This is a genomic window from Pseudomonas sp. GW823-FHT04A03 (assembly GCF_058796615.1).
In genome coordinates this window covers 190558-205671 of sequence record NZ_JBXAIV010000004.1, presented here as the reverse complement: position 1 = coordinate 205671, position 15114 = coordinate 190558, and the positions used below count along the sequence as shown (strand labels likewise).

Here is a 15114-nt window from a genome sequence, read left to right as displayed (position 1 = left end):
CATGGAAAATAACCAGCCGATAATCATCAAGCGCGTCAAGCGCATCGCCGGCGGGCATCACGGCGGGGCGTGGAAGATCGCCTTCGCCGACTTCGCGACGGCGATGATGGCGTTCTTCCTGGTGTTGTGGCTGCTGTCCACCGCGACCCCGGAACAGAAGATCGCCATCGCCGGTTACTTCAAGGACCCGGTCGGTTTCTCCGAGAGCGGCACGCCGTACATCATCGATCTGGGCGGTACGCCGACCCTGGCGCCGGAAAACACCCTCAACCCTGAGGTGAAGTCTCAGCCGCAGCCGGACAAGGTCACGGTCGACACCGAACAGGTTGAAGGCATGGCCGAGCAGGTCGAGAAGGAACGCCTGGAACTGTTGCTGCAGGAACTGCAGAACAAGGTCGACGAGAACCCGCAACTGCAGAAATTCAAGGACCAGATCCTGTTCGAAATCACGCCGAACGGCTTGCGCATCCAGATCATGGACGCCGAGAACCGGCCGATGTTCGACTCCGGTTCTGCACGCCTGAAGCCGTACTTCGAAGACATCCTGCTGGCCATGGCCGACACCATCAAAGCGGTGCCGAACAAGATCAGCATCAGCGGTCACACCGATGCCAAGCCTTATGTAGGCAATGGCGACTTCGGCAACTGGGAGCTTTCGGCCAACCGTGCCAACGCCGCTCGGCGCGCGCTGGTGGCGGGCAGCTATCCGGACGCTCAAGTGGCGCGGGTTGTTGGTTACGCCTCGTCGGCACTGTTCGACAAGGAGAACCCGTTCAACCCGGTCAACCGCCGCATCGACATCGTGGTGCTGACCAAGAAAGCCCAGGCCGCCATCGAAGGTTCGCAAGGTGCCGACCCGTCGCAACCGGCAGATCAAGGCCAGAACGGCGCCGCGCCGGCCACCCCGGTCGACCCGAACGCCTTGCCGGCAGATCAGCAGCCGGTGCCGGCCCACGAGTTGCGCGAACGGCTGAACCTGTTCGACGACCCGCTGCCGAAGCCGACCGAACCGGGCGCGGCACCAGCCCCGGCGCCTGCTGCACCGGCCACTGCTCCGACGCCCGCGCCGAAACAGTGACCCACAAAAAAGCCGACAGCGATGTCGGCTTTTTTGTGTCCTACGACGACTGGACACACTTTTCATCAGCCTCGCATCCGATAGCGTGGATGCCCTCGATCATTTTCGTGGCGTTACGAAAATGATCGAGGTTGGCAACGGTGGGCAACTGGCTACCGACGATTTCATGCTTACGCGTTTCGCCTGTTACTTGATTGCGCAGAATGGTGATTCGCTTAAACAGCCGATAGCCTTTACTCAAAGCTACTTCGTGCTGCACACGCGCAAGCAAGATCGAAAAAAAACACACGCCGGGGTAAATCACAGGAAAAGAGCATTGCCAAACAGGCGCCGAAATTACCGGCCGACTGATTTTAAGATGTCTGTTGGGTGATCGTATCGATAAGCAAAAGCCGCAGTCACCTGCGGCTTTTTTTGAACTGACGCTTTCCCAAAGCCAGTATTGCCGGCGATGTTGTTTAGTAACCGTTTTCCGGCAGGCTGGCGATGATCGAGCGGTAGCTGTTCATCCGCTGCTGCTGCACGCGGCCATCTTCTAGGGCCTTGAGCAGTGCGCAACCGGGTTCGCGATCGTGCTTGCAGTCGCGGAAGCGGCAGGTGCCGAGCAGGTCGTTGAACTCGATGAAGCCGGCTTCGACGTCGGCACGGCTGACGTGGCCGAGGCCGAATTCACGGATACCCGGGGAGTCGATCAGTTCGCCGCCGCCGGGGAAGTGGAACAGGCGCGCGGTGGTCGTGGTGTGGGTGCCCTGGCCGGACAGTTCGGACAATGGGCCGACGCGGGTTTCCACTTCGGGCAGCAGGCTGTTGACCAAGGATGACTTGCCGACACCGGACTGGCCGACGAACACGCTGATGCGCCCGTCGAGCTGCTTCTGCAATTGCTCCATGCCGTTGCCGTGGTGCGCCGAGACTTCCAGCACCGGGTAACCCAGCGTGCGGTACACCGCGAGCAAGGCATTCAGCGCCGGGGCGTTCTGCTCGTCGATCAGGTCGAATTTGTTCAGCAGCAGCAACGGGCGGATGCCGGCGTGCTCGGCCGCGACCAGATAACGGTCGATCAGGTTCGCGTGGGGCTCGGGAAGCGGGGCGAAGACGATGACGATCATGTCGACGTTGGCGGCCACCGGTTTGAGCTGGCCACGGCTGTCCGGACGGCACAGCTCAGTGGTGCGCGGCAGTTGCGCGACGATCACGCCGATGCCCTGGTTGCCGGCACGCCAGACCACTTGATCGCCGGTCACCAGCGCTGGCAGGTTGGCGCGCAAGTGGCAGCGGAAGACCTGGCCGGCCAGTTCGCCGTCAACGGCCTCGACCTCGACCTGCACACCGAAGTGAGCGATCACCAGACCGTGCTGTTCCGGGCCCAGATCGCCGCCTTCGAGCGCCTCGACAGCCGAGGACTCGCGTTTGGCGGCGCGGGCGGCGCGCTCGCCCTGAATCTTTTCGATGCGCCAGTTTTGACGACGATTGAGTTGGCGTTTGGCCATGGGTGTTCCGTCTGAAGAATGCAGCGATTAGGTAAAACGGCCGCGAGTTTAGCACGCCCGGCAGGCTGCCTAGGCTAAACTGCGCAGCATTGCTCAGGAGCCGAAATATGCAAAACCCGCAGAATCTGATCTGGATCGACCTCGAAATGACCGGTCTGGATCCGGAAAACGACGTGATCATCGAAATGGCCACCATCGTCACCGACAGTGACCTGAACACCCTGGCCGAAGGCCCGGTGATCGCCATTCACCACAGCGACGAAGTCCTCGCCCGCATGGACGAGTGGAACACCCGCACCCACGGCAATTCCGGCCTGACCCAGCGCGTGCGCGAAAGCCGCGTGAGCATGGCCGAGGCTGAAGCCGAAACCATCGCCTTCCTGGAGAAGTGGGTGCCGAAGGGCAAGTCGCCGATCTGTGGCAACAGCATCTGCCAGGATCGCCGCTTCCTTTATACCCACATGAAGTCGCTGGAAAGCTACTTCCACTACCGCAACCTCGACGTCTCCACGCTCAAGGAACTGGCCGCGCGCTGGGCGCCGGACGTGCGCGACAGCTTCAAGAAAGGCAGCACTCACCTGGCGCTGGACGACATCCGCGAATCCATCGCCGAGCTGCAGCACTACCGCAAGCATTTCATCAAGTTCTGAGATCGGCACCCACGCCGAGGCGCCCTCTTTTGGTGCCTCGGCGAAGTGAGTAGACTGCGCGCCTTCCTGCCAGGATCGCCACCATGTTGCTGATGCTCTACCTCGTCGCCATTACTGCCGAAGCCATGACCGGCGCCCTGTCTGCGGGCCGTCGCGGCATGGATTGGTTCGGTGTGGTGCTGATCGCCTGCGTCACCGCATTGGGCGGTGGTTCGGTGCGCGACGTGCTGCTCGGGCATTACCCGCTGACCTGGGTCAAACACCCGGAATACCTGGTACTGACCACAGTCGCGGCGATGATCACCGTGTTCACCGCACGCTGGATGCGTCACCTGCGTTCGCTGTTTCTGGTGCTCGATGCGGTCGGTCTGGTGGCCTTCACCCTGATCGGCTGCATGACCGCCCTGGAAATGGGCCACGGCATGCTGGTGGCCTCGGTCAGCGGCGTGATCACCGGTGTGTTCGGCGGCATCCTGCGCGACATCTTCTGCAACGACATCCCGCTGATCTTCCGCCGTGAGCTGTACGCCAGCGTCTCGTTCGCTGCGGCGTGGTGCTACATGGTGTGTCTTTTCCTCAACGTGCCGAGCGAACAGGCGATTCTGATCACCTTGTTCGGTGGCTTTCTATTGCGGCTGTTGGCAATTCGCTTCCACTGGGAAATGCCGAAGTTCGTCTATAACGACGCGCCTTGACGGTCGGCGTGTTGTTTCAACGCCCATTCCACATGTTCACGCACCAGTTCTGACGGGTATTCGCGCCGTGCGTTGAGTGCTTCCAGCACTGGAATGCTTGATGGTGCGTTACCCAGTCCTACCGCCAGATTTCGCAGCCAACGCTCGTAACCCGCGCGGCGCAACGGCGAACCCTCGGTGCTGCTGAGGAATTTGTCTTCATCCCACAAGAACAGCTCGGCCAGTTCGGCGTTGTCCAGGTTGTGCCGTGGCTTGAAATCGCTTTCGCCGGACGGGCGGGCGAAGCGGTTCCACGGGCAGCAGATCTGGCAGTCGTCGCAGCCGAACACGCGGTTGCCGATCAGCGGTCGCAGGTCTTCGGGAATTGCATTTTTCAGCTCGATGGTCAGGTAGGAAATACAGCGTCGCGCGTCCAGCACATACGGGCCGACGAAAGCGTTGGTCGGGCAGATGTCGAGGCACGCGGTGCAGCGCCCGCAGTGTTCGGTACTGTGGGGTTCATCCACCGGCAGGGGCAGGTCGACGAACAGTTCGCTGAGAAAGAAGTAACTGCCGGCCTTGCGGTTCAGCACCAGGGTGTTTTTGCCGATCCAGCCCAGGCCGGCCTGTTCGGCGATGGCTTTTTCCAGCACCGGGGCGCTGTCGACGAAGGCGCGGAAACCGAACGGGCCGATCTCGGATTGAATTTTGTCCGCCAGTTGTTGAACGCGTTTACGGATCAACTTGTGATAATCGCGGCCCAAGGCATAACGAGAGATGTAGGCCTTTTCCGGTTTCGCCAGCAATTGCGCCATTTGCGTGTCGCCCGGCAGGTAATCCATGCGCAGCGACACCACGCGCAAGGTGCCCGGCACCAGCTCTTCGGGGTGCGAGCGTTTGCTGCCGTGGGCGCCCATGTACTCCATTTCGCCGTGGTAGCCGGCCTCGAGCCAGCGTTGCAGGTGCTGTTCGTGCTCGGCCAGGTTCAGACCGCTGATGCCGACTTGCTGGAAGCCCAGCTCGCGGCCCCAGTCCTTGATGGATTGGGCGAGGGCAGGCAGATCTGTGGTGATGGCGGACATGAGGCGAGAGAAACCGGAGCTGAGGTGCGTATAATTCTGCCAGACATCGGAGCCCGAAGACGCATGCCGCACACTAAAGATCAATTACCCGACGCGCTGTACCGTGCTGCGCAGGTGCGCGAACTCGACGCACGGCTGATCGCCGCCGGCACGCCGGGCTTCGAATTGATGCAGCGTGCCGCCCATGCCACGTGGCGCGCGCTGGTGCGCCAATGGCCGGCCGCGAATGAAATGACGGTGCTGGCCGGGCACGGCAACAATGCCGGCGATGGTTATCTGGTGGCGGCGCTGGCGCATCGGGCGGGTTGGCAGGTTCAGGTGCTGGCTGTCGGAGAGCCGCAGCGTTTAAAGGGCGATGCCGCCGTGGCGCACGCCGAAGCCGTGGCCGACGGTGTCCCGATTGCCCCATGGGATCTGTCCTGCGAGTTGCGCGGCATTGTCGTTGACGCGTTGCTCGGCACCGGCCTGAGCGGCGAGGTGCGTGAGCCTTACGCCGCTGCGATTGCAGCGATCAATGCCAGCGGACTGCCGGTAGTAGCGGTCGACATCCCTTCCGGATTGTGCGCCGATACCGGTCATGCGCTTGGTGATGCAGTGCACGCTGATCTCACCGTGACATTCATCGGCCTAAAACTCGGGCTGTTCACGGGCGCGGCGGCGGATCACGTCGGCGTACTGCTGTTTAACGATCTGCAGGCCTCTGCCGAAAACTTCAGTGACATTCCTGCCGCCGCTCAACGGCTCGACGCGGTTAACCTGCCGCGTCTGGCGGCTCGCGCGCCGGCTGCGCACAAGGGGTGTTTCGGCCATGTGCTGCTGATCGGCGGCGATCACGGCTTTGGCGGGGCAATTCTGTTGAGCACCGAGAGTGCGTTGCGCAGCGGGGCCGGGATGGTTTCGCTGGCGACCCGTCCGGAACATGTGCCGGCGGCGTTGAACCGGGTGCCGGAAGCCATGGCGCTGGGCACTTCTTCGGCCAATCAATTGATGGGGTTGCTGGAAAAGGTGTCCGTGCTGGTGGTCGGGCCGGGGCTGGGGCAGGCGAGTTGGGGGCGGGCGCTGTTGTCGGCTGCTGCCAATGCGCCGTTGCCGCAGGTGTGGGATGCCGATGCGCTGAACCTGCTGGCCTGCGGTTTTGTCAGTCTGCCCAAGGATTGTGTGATCACGCCGCATCCGGGTGAGGCCGCGCGTCTGCTGGGGATCAGCACCGCCGAGGTGCAGGCCGATCGTCCGGCGGCGGCGCTGGCGTTGAGCAAAAAATATACAGCGGTGGTGGTGCTCAAGGGTGCGGGCAGTCTGATTGCTCATCCCGATGGCCGTCTGGCGCTGTGTCATCAAGGCCATCCGGCCCTGGCCACTGCCGGGCTCGGCGATGTATTGGCCGGTCTGACCGGCGCGCTGCTGGCCCAGGGCATGGACGGTTTTGATGCCGCGTGTCTGGCGGTCTGGCTGCACGCCAACGCCGGGGCGCAACAAGGTAAATTCGGCCGTGGGCTGGCGGCCAGTGATCTGATTCCAGCCATTCGTCAGTTGTTGGAGGAGCATGCACCGTGTCTGAAGTAACCCTGTACCTGGCCGATGAACAGGCCATGAGCGACTTTGGCGCACGCATCGCCCGAATCACCCAGGGCCATGGTCTGATCTTTCTTGAAGGCAACCTCGGGATGGGCAAAACCACGCTGTCGCGGGGCATCATTCGCGGTCTGGGGCACGTCGGGGCGGTGAAAAGTCCGACCTTCACCCTGGTCGAGCCCTACGAGATCGGTGACGTCCGGGCGTTTCACTTCGATCTGTATCGCCTGGTCGATCCGGAAGAGCTGGAGTTTCTCGGCATCCGCGACTATTTCGAAGACGACGCCCTGTGCCTGATCGAATGGCCCGATAAAGGTGCAGGCTTTTTGCCAAAGCCTGACCTGACCATTACCATTAGCCCGCAAGACAGCGGACGTTCGCTGACCATTTTATCCCAGGGCTCGCGCGGCGAGGCCTGGTGTGCCGCTTTGGCATTGGAAACCAATTGAATGATGGGGTTAGGTATGCGCTTTCGCGCGTTGGTGGCTGCCGCTGGACTGATGTTGATGGCAGTAACCGTCAACGCTGTGGCCGAGACGAAGGTCAACAGCGTGCGCCTGTGGCGGGCGCCGGACAACACGCGACTGGTGTTCGACCTGACAGGCCCGGTGCAGCACAGCGTCTTTACGCTGACCGCGCCGGATCGTCTGGTGATCGACATCAACGGCGCCACCCTCGGCGCGCCGCTGAATGTGCAGACCGCCAACACGCCGATCACCGCCATGCGCTCGGCCCAGCGCACGCCGACCGACCTGCGGGTGGTCATCGACCTGAAAAAAGCCGTCACCCCGAAAAGCTTCTCGCTGGCGCCGAATGCGCAGTACGGCAACCGTCTGGTGGTCGACCTGTTCGACAACCCGGCTGACGCCGCACCACCGCCGACACCTGCCCCGACCCCGACGGTTGCGACCGTTCCTGCGGTGCCGGTGACGCCGGCCGAGCCTGCGATCAAACTGCCACCGGCCCCGGCCGGCAAGCGCGACATCATTGTGGTGATCGACGCCGGCCACGGTGGCGAAGATCCGGGTGCATCGGGCTCGCGCGGTCAGCGCGAAAAGGACGTGGTACTTCAGATCGCCCGTGAATTGCAGCGTCAGGTCAATGGCATGAAAGGCTTCCGCGCCGAACTGACCCGTACCGGCGACTACTTCATTCCGCTGCGCGGCCGTACCGAAATCGCCCGCAAGAAAGGCGCCGACCTGTTCGTCTCGATCCACGCCGACGCCGCGCCGTCTGCGGCCGCGTTCGGTGCGTCGGTGTTCGCCTTGTCCGACCGTGGCGCTACTTCGGAAACCGCCCGTTGGCTGGCCGACAGCGAAAACCGTTCCGACCTGATCGGCGGTGCCGGCAACGTCAGCCTCGACGACAAGGACCGGATGCTGGCCGGCGTTCTGCTCGACCTGTCGATGACCGCCTCGCTGACCTCCAGCCTCAATGTCGGCCAGAAAGTCCTGACCAACATTGGCCGGGTTACCCCGCTGCACAAACAGCGCGTGGAACAGGCCGGGTTCATGGTGCTCAAGTCGCCGGACATCCCGTCGATCCTGGTGGAAACCGGCTTCATCTCCAACGCCAACGAAGCGAACAAGCTCTCGGCAGCGAGCCACCAGCAGGCGCTGGCGCGTTCGATCAGCAGCGGCGTGCGCCAGTTCTTCCAGCAGAATCCGCCACCGGGCACTTACATCGCCTGGCTGCGTGATTCGGGCAAGATTGCTCAGGGGCCGCGTGATCACCGGGTAGGTCCGGGTGAAACCGTGGCGATGATCGCCGTGCGGTATCAGATCTCGCCGGCCACGCTGCGCAGCGCCAACAATCTGAAAAGCGATGATCTGAAAGTCGGTCAGCACCTGACCATTCCCGGCACCGAACTGGCGTCCAAAGAATGAACCAGGTCCTGAACGCTGCCCGCATCGAACTGCTCAGCCCACGGCTGGCGAACCAGATCGCCGCCGGTGAGGTAGTCGAACGCCCGGCCTCGGTGATCAAGGAGTTGCTGGAAAACAGCCTCGACTCCGGCGCCAAGCGTATCGACGTCGATGTCGAACAGGGCGGCGTCAAACTGCTGCGAGTGCGTGACGACGGCAGCGGCATCTCCGCCGATGACCTGCCGCTGGCCCTGGCCCGTCATGCCACCAGCAAGATCCGCAACCTGGAAGACCTCGAGCAGGTGATGAGCCTGGGTTTCCGGGGTGAGGCACTGGCGTCGATCAGCTCCGTAGCGCGCCTGACCCTGACCTCGCGCACCCGGGATGCCGATCAAGCCTGGCAGGTCGAGACCGAAGGCCGCGACATGGCGCCCCGCGTGCAGCCGGCGGCCCATCCGGTCGGCACTTCGGTGGAAGTCCGTGACCTGTTCTTCAACACCCCGGCCCGGCGCAAATTCCTCAAGACCGAAAAAACCGAATTCGATCACCTGCAAGAAGTGATCAAGCGTCTGGCGCTGGCGCGTTTCGACGTGGCCTTCCATCTGCGCCACAACGGCAAGACCATCCTCAGCCTGCACGAAGCCCACGATGATGCGGCCCGCGCCCGGCGTGTGGCGGCAATCTGTGGTTCGGGCTTCCTTGAGCAGGCGTTGCCGATCGAAATTGAGCGCAATGGCCTGCATTTGTGGGGCTGGGTCGGTCTGCCGACCTTCAACCGCAGTCAGGCGGACTTGCAGTATTTCTTCGTCAACGGCCGTGCGGTGCGCGACAAACTGGTGGCTCACGCGGTGCGTCAGGCTTATCGCGATGTGCTGTTCAATGGCCGGCATCCGACGTTCGCACTGTTTTTCGAGGTCGATCCGGCAGCGGTCGACGTCAACGTGCACCCGACCAAACACGAAGTTCGCTTCCGTGACGGGCGCATGGTGCATGACTTCCTGTATGGCACCTTGCACCGTGCTCTCGGCGACGTGCGGCCGGAAGATCAGCTTACCGGTTCGGTCACTACCGCAATCGTCCGGCCTACCGGCCTTGAAGCCGGTGAATTCGGGCCGCAGGGCGAAATGCGTCTGGCCGCCAACGCGTTGCTGGAGCAACCGCAGGCGCAACCGGCGTTCAATACTTCGTCGGGCGCCAGCGCTGGCGGCGCTTATCAGTATCAATACACGCCGCGTCCGCAATCGGCCGTGCCGGTTGCCGAGGCTCAGGCCGCGTACCGCGAGTTTTTTGCGCCGCTGCCCGAGGCGAATGCCAATGCATTGCCAGCCGGTCAGGAAGACATTCCGCCGCTGGGCTACGCGCTGGCGCAGCTCAAGGGCATTTATATTCTGTCCGAGAACGCCCAGGGCCTGGTTTTGGTGGACATGCACGCCGCTCACGAGCGGATCATGTATGAACGTCTGAAGATCGCCATGGCCAGCGAAGGCCTGAGCGGCCAGCCGCTGCTGGTGCCGGAATCGCTGGCGGTCAGTCAGCGCGAGGCCGATTGTGCTGAAGAGCATGCGGCGTGGTTCCAGCGCCTCGGTTTTGAATTGCAGCGCCTTGGCCCGGAAACCCTGGCCATCCGGCAGATCCCGGCCCTGCTCAAGCAGGCCGAAGCCAACCGTCTGGTGGGCGATGTGCTGTCGGACTTGATGGAATATGGCACCAGCGACCGGATCCAGGCGCATCTGAACGAACTGCTCGGCACCATGGCCTGCCACGGCGCGATCCGCGCCAACCGGCGCCTGGCCCTGCCGGAAATGAACGGCCTGCTGCGTGACATGGAAAACACCGAGCGCAGCGGTCAATGCAACCATGGCCGACCGACCTGGACCCAACTGGGCCTGGACGATCTGGACAAACTGTTCCTGCGCGGTCGTTGATGAGCCAGCTTCCTCCAGCGATTTTCCTGATGGGCCCGACCGCTGCGGGCAAGACCGACCTGGCCATCGAGCTGACCAAGGTGCTGCCGTGCGAGCTGATCAGCGTCGATTCGGCGCTGGTCTATCGCGGCATGGACATCGGCACCGCCAAGCCTTCCAAAGAACTGCTGGCCGAGTTTCCGCACCGGTTGATCGACATTCTCGACCCGGCCGAAGCGTATTCGGCAGCGGATTTCCGCCGCGATGCGCTGGAGGCCATGGCCGAGATCACCGCACGCGGAAAAATTCCGCTGCTGGTGGGCGGCACGATGCTCTATTACAAGGCTTTGATCGAAGGTCTGGCGGACATGCCGGCGGCCGATCCCGAAGTTCGCGCGCAGATCGAAGAAGAGGCTGCACGCCTTGGCTGGCAAGCCCTGCACGATCAGCTGGCGGCAATCGATCCGGAGTCGGCGGCACGCATCCATCCGAACGATCCACAACGACTGAGTCGTGCGCTGGAAGTTTACCGGGTCAGCGGTCAGAGCATGACTGAACTGCGGCTGAAACAATCTGTACAAAGTACCGAAGCGGCCGCATCGGGACTGCAACAATTGCCCTATACTGTCGCGAACCTGGCGATTGCTCCAACTAATCGGCAGGTACTGCACGAGCGCATTAAACAAAGATTCACAAATATGCTGGAACAGGGATTCATCGACGAGGTCGTAGCCCTGCGTAATAGAAGTGACCTGCATGCCGGGTTGCCGTCTATACGTGCGGTAGGCTACCGCCAAGTCTGGGATTACCTGGATGGCAAGCTGACGTCGGCCGAGATGCAGGAACGGGGCATCATCGCCACGCGCCAATTGGCCAAACGCCAGTTCACCTGGCTGCGCAGCTGGAAAGATTTACACTGGCTCGACAGTCTGGATTGCGACAATCTGCCACGCGCCTTGAAATACCTTGGGACGATCTCCATATTGAGCTGAGTCCTTGCAATTGCCGTCTATCCTTGGGGGTGTGGCGGCAAAAGCCATCTGTTTACCTATTTTTATATTGAATCCTTAAAGGAGTGCGGCACATGTCAAAAGGGCATTCGCTACAAGACCCTTACTTGAATACTTTACGTAAAGAGAAAGTGGGGGTTTCCATCTACCTGGTGAACGGGATCAAACTGCAAGGCACGATCGAGTCGTTCGACCAGTTCGTTATCCTGCTGAAGAACACCGTCAGCCAGATGGTTTACAAACACGCTATCTCTACAGTCGTGCCGGTTCGTCCAATTCGTCTGCCAAGCGCAACCGAATCCGAAGCAGGTGACGCTGAGCCAGGTAACGCCTGATAGGAGTCTCCTTTGTTCTTTGAGCGCCACGGTGGTGGTGAACGAGTCATCCTCGTTCACTTGGATGGACAGGACCCTGAGGCGCGCGAAGATCCGCAGGAGTTTCAGGAACTGGCAAATTCGGCTGGCGCCGAGACCGTTGCGTTTTTTAACGTGCCGCGTCATCGGCCAACCGCCAAATACCTGATTGGCAGCGGCAAGGTCGAGGAATTGCGCGACCTGGTCCACGCCGAAGAAGCCGATCTGGTGATCTTCAATCACGTCCTCACGCCCAGTCAGGAACGTAACCTCGAACGTGTTTTCGAGTGTCGCGTGATCGACCGTACCGGTCTGATTCTCGATATTTTCGCCCAACGCGCCCGTACCCATGAGGGCAAGCTCCAGGTAGAACTGGCCCAGCTTGACCACATGAGCACCCGGCTGGTTCGCGGCTGGACTCACCTTGAGCGTCAGGGTGGCGGTATCGGCATGCGCGGCCCGGGTGAAACCCAGCTCGAAACCGACCGGCGACTGCTGCGGGTTCGCCTGCGCCAGATCAAGGGCCGTCTGGAAAAAGTGCGCAGCCAGCGCGAACAGTCGCGTCGCGGCCGCTCGCGTGCGGATATCCCTACCGTGTCTCTGGTGGGATACACCAACGCCGGTAAATCCACGCTGTTCAATAACGTGACCAAGTCCGACGTGTACGCGGCTGACCAGCTGTTCGCCACGCTCGACCCGACCCTGCGCCGTCTGGATCTGGACGACCTAGGGCCGATTGTCCTGGCCGACACGGTGGGTTTCATCCGCCACTTGCCACACAAACTGGTCGAGGCATTTCGGTCTACGCTCGAAGAGTCGAGCAACTCCGACCTGCTGTTGCACGTGATCGATGCGGCCGAACCGGATCGCATGTTGCAGATCGAGCAGGTGATGGTGGTGCTGGGCGAGATCGGTGCCCAGGACTTGCCGATCCTCGAGGTCTATAACAAACTCGATTTGCTTGAAGGCGTTGAGCCACAAATCCAGCGCGATGAAAACGGCAAGCCCCAGCGGGTCTGGCTGTCGGCGCGTGATGGCACCGGTCTGGAATTGCTCGAGCAGGCGATTGCCGAGTTGTTGGGCAGTGACCTGTTCGTGGGAACCTTGCGCCTGCCTCAGCGGTTCGCGCGTCTGCGTGCGCAGTTCTTCGAACTGGGCGCGGTACAGAAAGAAGAACACGACGAAGAAGGGGTCAGCTTGCTGGCCGTTCGATTGCCACGCTCGGAGCTCAATCGACTGGTCAGTCGTGAAGGCGTTGTGCCGACGGAGTTCATCGAGCAACACACTTTGCAATAAAAGCCTGACAAAGCGGTTGTGCCGCAACGGCAGGCATTCTGTAGCATTGGTCGGCGCGCCGTGGGTGCGTCTTTGCTTTATCAGATGGAGAGCGCTATGGCTTGGAATGAGCCGGGTGGCAACTCGAACAATCAGGATCCTTGGGGTGGCAAGCGTCGCAACAACGGCGACCGCAAGGGACCGCCGGATCTCGACGAGGCCTTCCGAAAGCTGCAGGAAAGCCTGAACGGGTTGTTCGGTGGTGGAAAAAAACGCGGTGATGACGGTGGTGGCTCGGGCAAGAGCGGCGGCTTCGGCGGCCTGCTCGGCATCGGCCTTGTCGTGCTGGCGGCCGTCTGGCTGTACAGCGCGGTGTACGTAGTGGACGAGCAGGAGCAAGCCGTGGTGCTGCGCTTCGGCAAGTACTACGAGACTGTCGGTCCCGGCCTGAACATCTACTTCCCGCCGATCGACAAGAAGTACATGGAGAACGTCACGCGTGAGCGTGCCTACACCAAGCAGGGCCAGATGCTGACCGAAGACGAGAACATCGTCGAAGTGCCGCTGACCGTGCAGTACAAGATCAGCAACCTGCAGGACTTCGTGCTGAACGTCGACCAGCCGGAAATCAGCCTGCAACATGCGACCGACAGTGCGCTGCGCCATGTGGTGGGTTCCACCGCGATGGACCAGGTGCTGACCGAAGGTCGTGAGCTGATGGCCAGCGAGATCAAGGAGCGTCTGCAACGTTTCCTCGATACCTATCGCACCGGTATCACCGTCACCCAGGTCAACGTACAGAGCGCAGCGGCACCGCGTGAAGTGCAGGAAGCCTTCGATGACGTGATCCGCGCCCGTGAAGACGAGCAGCGTTCGCGCAACCAGGCCGAAACCTACGCCAACGGCGTGGTGCCGGAAGCCCGTGGTCAGGCCCAGCGCATCCTCGAAGATGCCAACGGTTACCGTGACGAAACGGTCTCGCGCGCCAAGGGTGAGGCGGATCGCTTCACCAAGCTGGTTGCCGAGTATCGCAAGGCGCCCGAGGTCACTCGCCAGCGTCTGTACCTGGACACCATGCAGGAAGTCTTCAGCAGCACCAGCAAGGTACTTGTGACCGGCAACAAGAACGGCCAGAGCAACCTGCTTTACCTGCCGCTGGACAAGATGATTCAGAACAGTTCGGGGAGCAATGCACCGGTCACCGGTTCGGCTGCTGCCAGCAACAACACGGACGTCACGCCGCATGTCACTGACGTGCCGCAGTCGCGTACAAGGGAGACCCGCTGATGAGCAATAAATCGCTGATCGCCCTGATCGTTGGCGTTGTTGTGGTACTGGTTGGCTGGAACTGCTTCTACATCGTCGCTCAGACCGAGCGCGCGGTGTTGCTGCAATTCGGTCGCGTGGTTCAGGCTGACGTTCAGCCGGGTCTGCATGTGAAGGTTCCTTACGTTAACCAGGTGCGTAAATTCGACGCACGTCTGATGACGCTGGATGCACCGACACAGCGTTTCCTGACGCTGGAAAAGAAAGCCGTGATGGTCGATGCCTACGCCAAGTGGCGCGTGAAAGATGCCGAGCGCTTCTACACCGCGACTTCGGGCCTCAAGCAGATCGCCGACGAGCGTCTGTCCCGTCGTCTTGAATCGGGTCTGCGTGACCAGTTCGGCAAGCGCACCCTGCACGAAGTCGTGTCGGGTGAGCGTGATGCGCTGATGGCTGACATCACCGCGTCGCTGAACAAGATGGCGGAAAAGGAACTGGGTATCGAAGTCGTCGATGTCCGGGTCAAGGCCATCGATCTGCCGAAAGAAGTGAACCGCAGCGTGTTCGAGCGTATGAGCACCGAGCGTGAGCGTGAAGCTCGCGAGCACCGCGCCAAGGGTAACGAGCTGGCCGAAGGCATCCGTGCCGACGCCGATCGTCAACGCCGCGTGCTGCTGGCTGAAGCCTATCGTGAATCCGAAGAGATTCGCGGTGACGGTGATGCCCAGGCCGCTGCGATCTACTCCAAGGCCTACGGCCAGGATCAGGAGTTCTACGGTTTCTACCGTAGCCTGCGTGCCTACCGTGAAAGCTTCGCGAACAAATCCGACGTCCTGGTCCTCGACCCAAGCAGCGACTTCTTCCGTTACCTGGAAAAGTCCAAGCCTTGATACGA

At 61.6% G+C, this 15114-nt stretch carries 14 protein-coding genes; 12 read left to right on the top strand and 2 right to left on the bottom strand.

Annotated features, from left to right (window positions below; all coding sequences use genetic code 11):
• The first annotated feature begins 1 nt into the window (after nt 1).
• Nucleotides 2-1078: a flagellar motor protein MotB gene (gene motB, locus AC1Q9F_RS13580; protein WP_492620119.1), complete on the top strand. Its 1077-nt coding sequence runs from the start codon at nt 2-4 to the stop codon at nt 1076-1078.
• A gap of 458 nt (nt 1079-1536) precedes the next feature.
• Here the strand turns inward: motB and rsgA are convergent, their stop codons facing one another.
• The gene (gene rsgA / locus AC1Q9F_RS13575) at nt 1537-2568 is read right to left on the bottom strand and encodes a small ribosomal subunit biogenesis GTPase RsgA (RefSeq protein WP_007950741.1); all 1032 of its coding nucleotides are present in this window, start codon (nt 2566-2568) and stop codon (nt 1537-1539) included.
• A gap of 107 nt (nt 2569-2675) precedes the next feature.
• Here rsgA and orn point away from each other — a divergent pair, with 107 nt between their 5' ends.
• The gene (orn, locus tag AC1Q9F_RS13570; RefSeq protein WP_065258764.1) at nt 2676-3218 is read left to right on the top strand and encodes an oligoribonuclease; all 543 of its coding nucleotides are present in this window, start codon (nt 2676-2678) and stop codon (nt 3216-3218) included.
• An 83-nt stretch (nt 3219-3301) separates the two neighbouring features.
• Nucleotides 3302-3913: a trimeric intracellular cation channel family protein gene (locus tag AC1Q9F_RS13565; RefSeq protein WP_492620120.1), complete on the top strand. Its 612-nt coding sequence runs from the start codon at nt 3302-3304 to the stop codon at nt 3911-3913.
• Here AC1Q9F_RS13565 and queG read toward each other — a convergent pair.
• On the bottom strand, nt 3895-4974 hold the full coding sequence (gene queG, locus AC1Q9F_RS13560) for a tRNA epoxyqueuosine(34) reductase QueG (RefSeq protein WP_492620121.1): 1080 nt from the start codon (nt 4972-4974) through the stop codon (nt 3895-3897). The genes AC1Q9F_RS13565 and queG overlap by 19 nt on opposite strands.
• A gap of 63 nt (nt 4975-5037) precedes the next feature.
• Between queG and AC1Q9F_RS13555 the strand changes: the two genes are divergently transcribed.
• The 9 genes from AC1Q9F_RS13555 to hflC all read left to right on the top strand — a co-directional run bounded on the left by AC1Q9F_RS13555 (nt 5038) and on the right by hflC (nt 15109).
• Nucleotides 5038-6537, top strand: a complete 1500-nt coding sequence (locus tag AC1Q9F_RS13555) for an NAD(P)H-hydrate dehydratase (RefSeq protein ID WP_492620122.1) — start codon at nt 5038-5040, stop codon at nt 6535-6537.
• A complete protein-coding gene (gene tsaE / locus AC1Q9F_RS13550; protein WP_007950729.1) occupies nt 6525-6995 on the top strand; it encodes a tRNA (adenosine(37)-N6)-threonylcarbamoyltransferase complex ATPase subunit type 1 TsaE in 471 nt (156 codons plus the stop codon). The genes AC1Q9F_RS13555 and tsaE overlap by 13 nt, the downstream gene beginning before the upstream one ends.
• 51 nt (nt 6996-7046) lie before the next feature.
• Nucleotides 7047-8432, top strand: coding sequence for an N-acetylmuramoyl-L-alanine amidase (locus tag AC1Q9F_RS13545; RefSeq protein ID WP_371857334.1), 1386 nt, complete (start codon nt 7047-7049; stop codon nt 8430-8432).
• Nucleotides 8429-10336 (top strand): DNA mismatch repair endonuclease MutL, encoded by a 1908-nt coding sequence (gene mutL, locus AC1Q9F_RS13540; protein WP_492620123.1) that lies wholly within the window; start codon nt 8429-8431, stop codon nt 10334-10336. Before AC1Q9F_RS13545 ends, mutL begins: the two co-directional genes overlap by 4 nt.
• Nucleotides 10336-11307: a tRNA (adenosine(37)-N6)-dimethylallyltransferase MiaA gene (miaA, locus tag AC1Q9F_RS13535; RefSeq protein ID WP_207984857.1), complete on the top strand. Its 972-nt coding sequence runs from the start codon at nt 10336-10338 to the stop codon at nt 11305-11307. Before mutL ends, miaA begins: the two co-directional genes overlap by 1 nt.
• 92 nt (nt 11308-11399) lie before the next feature.
• Complete coding sequence (gene hfq, locus AC1Q9F_RS13530) at nt 11400-11660, top strand: RNA chaperone Hfq (RefSeq protein WP_007902656.1); 261 nt, start codon at nt 11400-11402, stop codon at nt 11658-11660.
• A 12-nt stretch (nt 11661-11672) separates the two neighbouring features.
• Nucleotides 11673-12974, top strand: a complete 1302-nt coding sequence (gene hflX, locus AC1Q9F_RS13525) for a ribosome rescue GTPase HflX (protein ID WP_007950725.1) — start codon at nt 11673-11675, stop codon at nt 12972-12974.
• Nucleotides 12975-13070: 96 nt separating this feature from the next.
• Nucleotides 13071-14240 (top strand): FtsH protease activity modulator HflK, encoded by a 1170-nt coding sequence (gene hflK, locus AC1Q9F_RS13520; RefSeq protein WP_039766653.1) that lies wholly within the window; start codon nt 13071-13073, stop codon nt 14238-14240.
• Nucleotides 14240-15109, top strand: coding sequence for a protease modulator HflC (gene hflC / locus AC1Q9F_RS13515; RefSeq protein WP_007950723.1), 870 nt, complete (start codon nt 14240-14242; stop codon nt 15107-15109). The genes hflK and hflC overlap by 1 nt, the downstream gene beginning before the upstream one ends.
• Nucleotides 15110-15114 lie beyond the last annotated feature (5 nt).

Coding starts and splice junctions, on each gene's coding strand:
- motB (WP_492620119.1), top strand. CDS start 2: ATGGAAAATAACCAGCCGATAATCATCAAGCGCGTCAAGCGCATCGCC.
- rsgA (WP_007950741.1), bottom strand. CDS start 2,568: ATGGCCAAACGCCAACTCAATCGTCGTCAAAACTGGCGCATCGAAAAG.
- orn (WP_065258764.1), top strand. CDS start 2,676: ATGCAAAACCCGCAGAATCTGATCTGGATCGACCTCGAAATGACCGGT.
- AC1Q9F_RS13565 (WP_492620120.1), top strand. CDS start 3,302: ATGTTGCTGATGCTCTACCTCGTCGCCATTACTGCCGAAGCCATGACC.
- queG (WP_492620121.1), bottom strand. CDS start 4,974: ATGTCCGCCATCACCACAGATCTGCCTGCCCTCGCCCAATCCATCAAG.
- AC1Q9F_RS13555 (WP_492620122.1), top strand. CDS start 5,038: ATGCCGCACACTAAAGATCAATTACCCGACGCGCTGTACCGTGCTGCG.
- AC1Q9F_RS13545 (WP_371857334.1), top strand. CDS start 7,047: ATGTTGATGGCAGTAACCGTCAACGCTGTGGCCGAGACGAAGGTCAAC.
- mutL (WP_492620123.1), top strand. CDS start 8,429: ATGAACCAGGTCCTGAACGCTGCCCGCATCGAACTGCTCAGCCCACGG.
- miaA (WP_207984857.1), top strand. CDS start 10,336: ATGAGCCAGCTTCCTCCAGCGATTTTCCTGATGGGCCCGACCGCTGCG.
- hfq (WP_007902656.1), top strand. CDS start 11,400: ATGTCAAAAGGGCATTCGCTACAAGACCCTTACTTGAATACTTTACGT.
- hflK (WP_039766653.1), top strand. CDS start 13,071: ATGGCTTGGAATGAGCCGGGTGGCAACTCGAACAATCAGGATCCTTGG.
- hflC (WP_007950723.1), top strand. CDS start 14,240: ATGAGCAATAAATCGCTGATCGCCCTGATCGTTGGCGTTGTTGTGGTA.